This window comes from Lentzea aerocolonigenes (assembly GCF_000955955.1).
Lineage (GTDB): Bacteria > Actinomycetota > Actinomycetes > Mycobacteriales > Pseudonocardiaceae > Lentzea > Lentzea aerocolonigenes_A.
Genome location: NZ_JYJG01000547.1, coordinates 1 through 9660, shown reverse-complemented (window position 1 = coordinate 9660; position 9660 = coordinate 1). Strand labels below are relative to the sequence as shown.

The window sequence follows — 9660 nt, the reverse complement described above, 5'->3', positions numbered from 1 at the left end:
TGCTGACCCGACAAAGCACTACTAGGGGCCACTAGCTCGTCGGGTAGCGGCGTGGGGTGAAGACCACGCCTTGGGGCGTCACGACGGTCTGCGACGAGCCGATGATCAGCAGGCAGCGCATGTCGATCGTGCTCGGGTCGAGTCCGCCGAGGGTTCCGACGCGGATCTCTTCTTCAGGACCGCCCACGTCCCGGCCGACCACCACGGGGGTTTCGTGGGTGCGGTGCTGCAGGAGCAGGTCGCGCATCTCCTGGACCTGGTGCGTGCGGGCCTTGGACGCCGGGTTGTAGATGGCGATCACCAGGTCCGCCTTGGCTGCGGCGGTCAGGCGTTCGGCGATGACGTCCCACGGCTTGAGCCGGTCGCTCAACGAGACCACCGCGTAGTCGTGGCCCAGTGGCGCGCCTGCCCTGGCTGCCACGGCGTTCGCCGCGGTGACGCCCGGGATGACCTTGACCGGGATGTCGCCGGTCTCCGCGGCGACTTCCAGGACGGCGGTGGCCATGGCGAACACGCCTGGGTCGCCGGAGGAGATGACCGCTACTCGCTTGCCTTTGCGCGCGAGATCGAGCGCGAACGCCGCTCGTTCCGACTCGACCTGGTTGTGGGACGCGTGCTTGGTCTGGCCGGGGCGGTCCGGGACGCGGTTGAGGTAGGTGGTGTAGCCGACGAGGTCGTCGGCCTCGTTGAGTTCGTGGCGGGCTTCCGGAGTGAGCCAGTCGCTGCTGCCGGGGCCGAGGCCGACGACGGTGACCTCGCCCTTGTCCGGCTTCGGCTTGGAGCGGCTGGGGAGCAGGGCCAGGGAGAAGTACGGGACCGTGCCGGGATCGACGTCGGCCAGCGGTGAGGTCTTCTGGCGGCCCGTGGTGGCGCGTTCGACGTACCAGGCGTTGTCGAGGCGGCCGGCTTCTTCGAGAGCCTGCCGGACGTTGCCGAAGGTGCGGCCCAGTTTGAGGATCGCGGCCGAGTCGGTGCTCTTGAGGCGTGCGGCGAGCTCGGCCGGTGGGAGGGTGCCGGGCAGGATCGTGAGGACCTCGTCGCGCTCGACCAGCGGGGTGCCGAGGACCGCACTCGCGCCGCTGACGCTCGTGACGCCGGGGACGACTTCCCACTCGTAGCGGTCTTTGAGGCGTTTGTGCATGTGCATGTACGAGCCGTAGAAGAACGGGTCGCCGGCAGCCAGGACGACGACGTTCCGGCCGGCGTCGAGATGGGCGGCGAGGCGTGCGGCGGCTTCCTCGTAGAACTGGTCGATCTCGCCCTGGTAGTCGTCGGTGTCCTCGGTCGTCACCGGGTAGACCAGCTGCTCGAGGATCTGCGGATTCGGATCATTCTGGCTGCGGAAATAAGGCTCCGCAATGGTTTTGGCGACACTGCGGCCGTGGCGGGCGCTGTGGAAGGCGACCACGTCGGCCTCTTCGATGAGTCGTGCGGCCTTGACCGTCACGAGTTCCGGGTCGCCGGGACCCAGGCCGACGCCGTAGAGCTTGCCCGTCATTCTTCCTCGCTCGCGATCGCGTTGATGGCCGCTGCCGTCATGGCGCTGCCGCCGCGCCGGCCGTGGACCACGAGATGCTCCAAGTCCGTTGCGGCCAAAGCTTCTTTGGACTCCGCCGCTCCGATGAAGCCCACCGGGATGCCGAGGACCGCGGCTGGTCTTCCGGCACCCTTTTCGATCAGGTCGATCAGGTGGAAGAGCGCGGTGGGGGCGTTGCCGATGGCGATGACGGCACCCTCGAACCGGTCTTGGAGGAGCTCCAAGGCGGCGGCGCTGCGGGTGTTGCCGATCTCGTGGGCCTTGGCGGGCGTGCGCGGGTCCTGGAGGTAGCACAGGACTTCGTTGTCCTCGGGCAGGCGGCGGCGGGTGACGCCGGACGCGACCATGTTGGCGTCGCAGAGGATCGGGGCGCCCGCTTGCAGTGCCGCACGGGCGTTGCGGACGACGTCGGGGGAGAAGGCGACGTCGTCCGGGAGGTCGGTCATGCCGCACGCGTGGATCATGCGGACGACGACTTTCGCGACGTCCGCTGGGAACCTGGTGAGGTCCGATTCCGCGCGAATAGTGGCGAAGGACTGGCGGTAGATCTCCTGCCCGTCCTTGATGTACTCCGTCACCTGAGCTCCTCGTAGCCGTCGCCGGTCGCGACGAACTCGATCACATCGCCGGCCGGGCGACCACATCGGCGTGAGCAACCCGACCAGTGGACCGGGAGCGAGTGCGGGGTTCCTAGCCAGGCGCGCGCATCAGCGCGGACGTCGGAGAGCGACTTGGCGCAGCCGGGGCGGCCCGTGCACGCGCTCACGCCGTGCCACGGGGAGGCCGGGTCGGTGATCAGGCCGGACGTGTCGGTGCCGGCGGGAACGATCAAGCTGCGCCACGGGGTCAGCCGGACCGGGATGCCGGGCAGGAGTTGAGCGTCGAGGCGGCCGAGAGGCACACCGGGAGTGGCCGGCGAGGGTGCGACGGGCGTCACAGCCGGGGTGATGCGCGGGGCGTCGGTGGTGCCGAAGTGCTCGGTGATCTTTCGCACACCGTCGTCCACTTCGGACAGGCGCCAGGCGCTTCCGCGCAGCTCCTGGAAGAGGCGGGCGGCGGTCACCACGGCGTCGACGGGGTCCTGGACACGCACGCCTGTATCGGTTCCCGCCAGCAGCAGGACGTCGTCGACCAGGCCGAAGTCGCCGCCGAGGCCGCTCACCGAGGCGCCTACCGTGACCAGGAAACGGCCTGGTAGCGAGGCCAGCGACGGGTCGGCGCACAGGGCCGTGTCCAGGGCGTCCACCAGCGGCTGGTTGTCCTCCAACGGCGCGGCGATGATGTTGCGGATGCGTTCGTGGGTGCCGGAGGGCAGCAGGCCGGCCGAACGCAGCCGCGCACCCAGTTCTACGCCGTCCGGCAGGCCCCTGATCTGGAGGTTCGCGCGCGAGGTCAGCTCCAGTGAGCCACTTCCGAGCTCCACGGCGGCGGTACGCACCACGTCCCACTGAGCTGCCGAAAGGGTGCCGCCGGGGACCCGGATGCGCGCGAGGCCGCCGTCGGCTGCGGCGTGCAGCTCGACCGCGCCGGGGCAGGCATCCGGGTGAGTACGCATAGGTCGGACTGTAACCCGCCGGTTAGGGTGAGCCCGAACGACGAAGCGCAGGAGGAAGCCGGTGTGAATCCGGCGCGGTCCCGCCACTGTGACCAGCACCCGCTGGGAGTCAGGAACTCTGCTTCGCCAGTCACCCGCAACCTGGGGCGCGGACCCCACGAGGGATGGAGCCTGCGTGATCCTGCTGCTGTCGACCTCCGACACCGACCTGCTGTCGGCGCGTGCCAGTGGTGCCGAGTACCGGCTCGGCAACCCCGCCCGGCTCACGGCCGGCGACCTGCCCGCACTGATCGAGGGCGTCAACCTCGTGGTGGTGCGCATTCTCGGTGGGCGCCGGATGTGGGAGGAAGGGCTCGACTGGCTGCTGGCCAGCGGGTTGCCCGTGGTGGTGCTCGGTGGTGAGCAGCAGCCGGACGCCGCGCTGATGGAGCTGTCGACGGTGCCGGGCGGGGTTTGTGCCGAGGCGCACCTCTACCTCGCGCACGGCGGCTCGCAGAACCTCGCCGAGCTGCACAAGTTCCTCGAGGACACGATTCTGCTGACCGGGCACGGGTTCGCGACGCCACAGGCCACGCCGACCTGGGGTGTGCTGGAGCGCGAAGAAACCGCACAAGAAGGCCCTGCCGTCGCGGTGCTCTACTACCGGGCGCACCACGTCGCCGGGAACACCGCGTTCGTGCACGCGTTGTGCGACGCGATCGAGGCCAAGGGCGGGAAGCCGCTGCCGGTGTTCTGCTCGTCGTTGCGCACGGCAGAGCCCGAGCTGCTGGACACGCTGAGGCAGGCCGACGCGCTGATCGTCACGGTGCTGGCCGCGGGTGGCACGAACCCTGCGAAGGCGTCGGCGGGTGGCGATGACGACGCGTGGGACGTCGGGGCGCTGGCGGCGCTCGACGTGCCGATCCTGCAAGGGTTGTGCCTCACGTCGAGCCGCGAGTCGTGGGACGAGAACGACGACGGGCTGTCCCCCTTGGACACCGCGACCCAGGTCGCGATTCCCGAGTTCGACGGCCGGATCATCACGGTTCCGTTCTCGTTCAAGGAGATCGACGAGGACGGCCTCACGGTCTACGTGGCCGATCCGGAACGGGCGCTGCGCGTCGCCGGCATCGCGGTCCGGCACGGCAAGTTGCGCCACATCCCGGCCGAGGACCGCAAGATCGCGGTGATGCTGTCGGCCTACCCCACCAAGCACTCGCGGATCGGCAACGCGGTCGGCCTCGACACGCCCGCCTCCACGGTCCGGTTGCTCAAGGCCATGGAAGACCACGGCTACGACATCGGCGACAAGCTGCCCGGCGTGCAGGAGCTGGACGGCGACGCACTGATCCACGCGCTGATCGCGGCCGGCGGGCAGGACGCGGACTGGCTGACGCAGGAGCAGTTCGAGAGCAACCCGGTGCGCATCGCGGCGGCGGACTACCGCGAGTTCTACGACACGCTGCCGGACGACTTCCGCGAGTCGATGCAGGAGCACTGGGGCGAGGCACCGGGCTCGTTGTTCGTCGACCACTCGAGGTCCAAGGACGGCGAGATCGTGCTGGCGGCGCTGGAGTCGGGCAACGTCGTCGTGATCGTGCAGCCGCCGCGCGGGTTCGGCGAGAACCCGATCGCGATCTACCACGACCCGGACCTGCCGCCGTCGCACCACTACCTCGCGGCGTACCGGTGGATCGAGTCGTCGTTCGGCGCGGACGCGGTGGTGCACGTCGGCAAGCACGGCAACCTGGAGTGGTTGCCGGGCAAGACGGTCGGCATGTCGGCGTCGTGCGGCACGGACGCGGCACTCGGCGATCTGCCACTGGTGTACCCGTTCCTCGTGAACGACCCCGGCGAGGGCACGCAGGCGAAGCGGCGCGCGCACGCCACGCTGGTCGACCACCTGGTGCCGCCGATGGCCCGCGCGGACAGCTACGGCGACATCGCGCGGCTGGAGCAGCTGCTCGACGAGTACGGCAACATCTCCGCGATGGACCCGGCCAAGGTGCCGGCGATCCGCGCGCAGATCTGGACGCTGATCAAGGCCGCGAAGCTCGACCACGACCTCGGCCTGGACGACCGGCCGCACGATGCGGAGTTCGACGAGTTCATCCTGCACGTCGACGGCTGGCTGTGCGAGGTCAAGGACGTGCAGATCCGCGACGGGCTGCACATCCTCGGTGAGGCGCCGACCGGGTCGGTGCGGGTCAACCTCGTGCTCGCGATGCTGCAGGCGCGGCAGATGTGGGGCGGTCAGGTCGCCGCGTTGCCGGGGCTGCGGGAGGCGCTCGGGCTCACCACCACGGCTCGCGAAGACGTCGACGCCGTTGAGGAACAGGCTCGCGTACTCGTCCAGGCGATGGAGGACGCGGGCTGGGATGCCGCCGTGGCTAGTACTTTGCACGAGTCGCCAGATGTGCAGAAGATCCTGGAGTTCGCCGCAGTCGAGGTCGTTCCCCGGTTGGCTCGTACCACCGACGAGATGACGCACGTGCTGCACGCGCTGGACGGTGGGTACATCCCGGCAGGGCCGTCCGGATCTCCGTTGCGCGGCCTGGTGAACGTGCTGCCGACCGGGCGCAACTTCTACTCGGTCGACCCGAAGGCGATCCCGTCGCGGCTCGCCTGGGAGACCGGCCAGGCGATGGCGGACTCGCTGCTCGCCCGGTACCGCGAGGAGAACGACGGCGAGTGGCCGCCGTCCGTCGGCCTGTCGGTGTGGGGCACGTCGGCGATGCGCACGGCCGGTGACGACATCGCCGAGGTGTTCGCGCTGCTGGGTGTGCGGCCGGTGTGGGACGACCAGTCGCGCCGGGTCACCGGCCTCGAGGTCATCAGCCTGGAGGAGCTGGAAAGGCCGCGCATCGACGTGACGGTCCGCATCTCCGGGTTCTTCCGCGATGCCTTCCCGCACGTCGTGTCCCTTTTGGACGATGCGGTGCAGCTCGTGGCGAACCTGGACGAGTCTGCGGAGCAGAACTTCGTGCGGGCGCACATGTTGCGGGATCTGGAAGAGCACGGCGACCAGCGCAGGGCGACGCTGCGGATCTTCGGCTCGAAGCCGGGTGCGTACGGCGCGGGCGTGCTGCCGTTGATCGACAGCCGCAACTGGCGCGACTCGTCGGACATCGCCGAGGTCTACGCGGTGTGGGGCGGCTACGCCTACGGTCGCGGCGTCGACGGTGTGGCGGCGCGCGAGGACATGGAGTCGGCGTACCGGCGGATCGCGGTGGCGGCCAAGAACATCGACACCCGTGAACACGACATCGCCGACTCGGACGACTACTTCCAGTACCACGGCGGCATGGTCACGATGGTGAAGGCGTTGACGGGCAAGGCACCCGCGGCCTACGTCGGTGACAGCACGCGTCCGGAAGCCGTCCGGACTCGTACTTTGACCGAAGAGACGTCGCGGATCTTCCGGGCGCGCGTGGTGAACCCGCGCTGGGTCGGGGCGATGCGGCAGCACGGCTACAAGGGCGCGTTCGAGCTGCAGGCGACGGTCGAGTACCTGTTCGGGTACGACGCGACGACCGGTGTGGTCGCGGACTGGATGTACGAGAAGCTGACCGAGACGTACGTGCTCGACCCGGAGACGCGGAAGTTCATGCAGGCGTCGAACCCCTGGGCGCTGCACGGCATCGCCGAACGCCTTCTGGAAGCAGCCGAGCGCAAGATGTGGGAGCACCCGGAACCGTCCACTTTGGACGCGCTCAGGGCAGCTTACCTGGAGACCGAAGGGGATCTGGAAGACGGCGCCTGACCGTCAGGCCTGATCCAGCTTCACGCAGCAGTGACCTGGTGACGGATCGAGGCTCGCGGTGTGACTGCGGGCCTCGATCCCGTCCAGGATTCCGCTGATCAGGCACAGGTTCATCCCGCACACCAACTGGGTGTGCTTCTGCGCGAGGCTGTGGAACGGGCAGTTGCCCAGCAGGATCGTCGTGTTCTCCTGCTGTGGCTCGAAACCGAGGTCCTCCAACGCCTGCACGACATCGCCGCCGGCTTCTCCCGCCAGGTCCTCGCCCCACTCGTAGGCGCGGCGGTTCAGGATCTCGCGCGCCGGTTCGCCCGTCGTCTCGGACTCCAGCAGCGCGTCCGTGAGCAGATGGCTCGCCGCCTCGTACCGCCGGTCCGGCAGTGACACCTCGATCTGCTGCTCGGACCGCAGGTAGAGCTTCGCCGGACGGCCGGCGCCGGGACCGGTTCGTCCCGACCGGCGCTCGTGGATCACGTCCAGCAGCCCCATCTCGACCAGCTTGTCGAGGTGGAAGGCCGCCGTCGTGCGCGGCAGCCCGATGGCCTCCGAGGCCTCGTCCTTGCTGATGGGCGCGGTTTGCCGCGCCACGTAGTCGTAGAGCTTGCGCCGGTTCGGCTCGTCGAGGGCCGCGACGGCGGCGACGTGGTCGGCCATCTCTAAAACCTACTCCAGTTGACGAAAATCGGCACCTGGTTCTAACGTTAACCGAAGTTGTCGTTAGAAGGAGGAGTCATGGCAGTCCTGACGCGCACGGATCCGACGACCCAGGCGTTCGTGCTCTTGCGGACGGTGTTCACGGTGGCGCCGATCCTGTTCGGGCTGGACAAGTTCTTCAACCTGCTCGTCGACTGGCCCGTCTACCTGGCGCCGTGGATCGACTCGATCGTGCCCGGCACGCCGCAGACCGCCATGTACATCGTCGGCGTGATCGAGATCGTGGCCGGCGTGCTCGTGGCGCTGCAGCCGAAGTGGGGCGGGCTCGTCGTCGCCGCGTGGCTGCTCGGAATCATCATCAACCTGGTGACCGGGCCCGGCTACTACGACATCGCGTTGCGCGACTTCGGGTTGCTGGTCGGTGCGCTCGCCCTGTCCCGGCTCGCGGTGCGCGCATGATCGACACCGAGGGGGCGCGGCAGGCGGTCGCCGACCTGTTGAAGGCACTGGGAAAGGACCCTTTCTCGGAGCACCTGGCCGACACCCCGCGGCGCGTCGCCGAGGCGTACGCCGAGCTCCTGACGCCCCGGTCGTTCAACCTCACGACGTTCCCGAACGACGAGGGCTACGACGAACTGGTGCTGGCGCGCGGGATTCCCGTGCAGTCGTTGTGCGAGCACCACATGCTGCCGTTCCACGGGGTGGCGCACGTCGGATACCTGCCGGGTGAACGCATTCTGGGCCTGTCGAAGCTCGCGCGGGTCGTGGAGAAGTTCGCGCGGGACCTGCAGGTGCAGGAACGGCTGACCAAACAGGTCGCGGACTGGCTGCAGGAACACCTGCAGCCCAAGGGAGTCGGCGTCGTGATCGAGGCCGAGCACATGTGCATGACGCTGAGAGGCGTGCGGGTCAACGGATCCCGCACCGTCACGTCCGCGCTGCAGGGCGTGCTGCGGAACAATCCCGCGTCACGTCAGGAGTTCTTCACGCTCGTGCACGCGTAACCTGCGACGCATGGGGAAGATTCACACTGGTGCCACGCTGACGCCGTCGTTTCGCGACTTCCTGCCGGCCTGGATCGCGAGGCAACCGTGGTATGAGGGAAGCGGTGTGCTGAGGCCTGCCGGGTTCTTCCGGTTCGAGGACCCGGCGGGTCAGGTCGGCGTGGAGACGCATCTGCTCCACGACGGCGAGGCGGTGTGGCAGGTGCCGCTGACCTACCGCCCCGCACCACTCGAAGAGGGTTCGCTCGTCACGACCGCCGAGCACAGCGTCCTCGGCACGCGGTGGATCTACGACGCCGTGACGGACCCGGTGTGGACTGCCGCGATCCTCGACCTCGTCGCCACCGGCGGGGTCTCGGATTCGGCCGCCCGCACCGGTTTCGGCCTGGCACAGGCACGTGGCGCGCTGATCCGTCCAGTGACGGGCCCGGTGACGATCGACCTCGACCGGCGGATCGTCCAGAATGGTCCACCTGAGGACGCGCTCGGCGTGGTCACCGGTTCCTGGCAGGACGGAGCGGGGCGGTTCGCGGTGGTCCGTCAGACCGGTCCGAAGACGTAGGTGCCGGCGGCTTCCGCGTCGTCGCCGGCCCAGAACTCGTACCACAGCTGGGAGAACTCCTCGCGCGACAGCCTGCCGTCGCCGTCGGAGTCCAGCGCGGCGAAGTCGGTGACGCCGTCGTGGCCCAGCCAGGCGGCGATCATCGTCTGGTACTCGGACTTCGAGATGTAGTCGTCGCGGTTCTCGTCGACGGCCGCGAACATCGCCTCGGCGGTGTCGATGACGGCTTCCGGGGTCTTGGGGAGCGCGTCCACAATGCTCAGGACGGCGTCGATGGTCACCTCGTCCTTGCCTGCGATGGCCTGCAGGGTCGCCCACCAGCCCATCATCACGCCGGACAGCAGTTCCTCGTCGCCGCCGCGCAGCGACACCCAACGTGCGGTGAGCGCACGGAAGTCGCTCTCGGTCAGGAAGCCGTCACTGTTCGCGTCCATCGCGCCGAACACCACGGTCACCTTGCGTCGCTGCAGGTCACTGGCCATGCGCAGCACGATAGGCCGAATGTTGCAACGGAAACTATCGGCCGAACGGGTCCGAACTAGTAGTGCTTTGTCAGGTCAGCAAGAACCTGGGGTGTCAGACGCTTCGATGGTCGCGTTCTCACGGCTC

9 protein-coding genes and 1 riboswitch are annotated in these 9660 nt (G+C 68.7%); of the genes, 4 read left to right on the top strand and 5 right to left on the bottom strand.

Annotated features, from left to right (window positions below; all coding sequences use genetic code 11):
• Window positions 1-31 precede the first annotated feature (31 nt).
• From UK23_RS46480 to UK23_RS46470, 3 genes are read right to left on the bottom strand one after another with little or no spacing between them, the layout of a single operon-like run.
• Window positions 32-1498, bottom strand: a complete 1467-nt coding sequence (locus UK23_RS46480) for a precorrin-2 C(20)-methyltransferase (RefSeq protein WP_045318266.1) — start codon at window positions 1496-1498, stop codon at window positions 32-34.
• A complete protein-coding gene (locus UK23_RS46475) occupies window positions 1495-2115 on the bottom strand; it encodes a precorrin-8X methylmutase (protein ID WP_045318265.1) in 621 nt (206 codons plus the stop codon). The genes UK23_RS46480 and UK23_RS46475 overlap by 4 nt, the downstream gene beginning before the upstream one ends.
• On the bottom strand, window positions 2112-3092 hold the full coding sequence (locus tag UK23_RS46470; RefSeq protein ID WP_045318264.1) for a hypothetical protein: 981 nt from the start codon (window positions 3090-3092) through the stop codon (window positions 2112-2114). Before UK23_RS46470 ends, UK23_RS46475 begins: the two co-directional genes overlap by 4 nt.
• 8 nt (window positions 3093-3100) lie before the next feature.
• A riboswitch (cobalamin riboswitch) is annotated at window positions 3101-3233 on the top strand.
• 34 nt (window positions 3234-3267) lie between these two features.
• On the opposite strand from UK23_RS46470, the gene cobN reads away from it, so the two are divergent.
• A complete protein-coding gene (cobN, locus tag UK23_RS46465; RefSeq protein WP_045318263.1) occupies window positions 3268-6834 on the top strand; it encodes a cobaltochelatase subunit CobN in 3567 nt (1188 codons plus the stop codon).
• Between the two features lie 3 nt (window positions 6835-6837).
• Here the strand turns inward: cobN and UK23_RS46460 are convergent, their stop codons facing one another.
• Window positions 6838-7485, bottom strand: coding sequence for a helix-turn-helix transcriptional regulator (locus tag UK23_RS46460; protein ID WP_045318262.1), 648 nt, complete (start codon window positions 7483-7485; stop codon window positions 6838-6840).
• Between the two features lie 78 nt (window positions 7486-7563).
• On the opposite strand from UK23_RS46460, the gene UK23_RS46455 reads away from it, so the two are divergent.
• From UK23_RS46455 to UK23_RS49600, 3 genes are read left to right on the top strand one after another with little or no spacing between them, the layout of a single operon-like run.
• Window positions 7564-7944, top strand: coding sequence for a DoxX family membrane protein (locus UK23_RS46455; protein WP_045318261.1), 381 nt, complete (start codon window positions 7564-7566; stop codon window positions 7942-7944).
• A complete protein-coding gene (gene folE / locus UK23_RS46450) occupies window positions 7941-8489 on the top strand; it encodes a GTP cyclohydrolase I FolE (RefSeq protein WP_045318260.1) in 549 nt (182 codons plus the stop codon). Before UK23_RS46455 ends, folE begins: the two co-directional genes overlap by 4 nt.
• Before the next feature lie 10 nt (window positions 8490-8499).
• Complete coding sequence (locus UK23_RS49600; protein ID WP_052685658.1) at window positions 8500-9051, top strand: maltokinase N-terminal cap-like domain-containing protein; 552 nt, start codon at window positions 8500-8502, stop codon at window positions 9049-9051.
• On the opposite strand, the gene UK23_RS46440 is transcribed toward UK23_RS49600, so the two are convergent.
• Window positions 9030-9533, bottom strand: coding sequence for an EF-hand domain-containing protein (locus tag UK23_RS46440; RefSeq protein ID WP_082115534.1), 504 nt, complete (start codon window positions 9531-9533; stop codon window positions 9030-9032). The two genes, UK23_RS49600 and UK23_RS46440, sit on opposite strands and share 22 nt — an antisense overlap.
• Window positions 9534-9660 lie beyond the last annotated feature (127 nt).

Excerpts from the sequence above, each read along its gene's own strand:
- folE (WP_045318260.1), top strand. The coding sequence starts at position 7,941 with ATGATCGACACCGAGGGGGCGCGGCAGGCGGTCGCCGACCTGTTGAAG.
- UK23_RS46470 (WP_045318264.1), bottom strand. The coding sequence starts at position 3,092 with ATGCGTACTCACCCGGATGCCTGCCCCGGCGCGGTCGAGCTGCACGCC.
- UK23_RS46440 (WP_082115534.1), bottom strand. The coding sequence starts at position 9,533 with ATGGCCAGTGACCTGCAGCGACGCAAGGTGACCGTGGTGTTCGGCGCG.
- UK23_RS46480 (WP_045318266.1), bottom strand. The coding sequence starts at position 1,498 with ATGACGGGCAAGCTCTACGGCGTCGGCCTGGGTCCCGGCGACCCGGAA.
- UK23_RS46455 (WP_045318261.1), top strand. The coding sequence starts at position 7,564 with ATGGCAGTCCTGACGCGCACGGATCCGACGACCCAGGCGTTCGTGCTC.
- UK23_RS49600 (WP_052685658.1), top strand. The coding sequence starts at position 8,500 with ATGGGGAAGATTCACACTGGTGCCACGCTGACGCCGTCGTTTCGCGAC.
- UK23_RS46460 (WP_045318262.1), bottom strand. The coding sequence starts at position 7,485 with ATGGCCGACCACGTCGCCGCCGTCGCGGCCCTCGACGAGCCGAACCGG.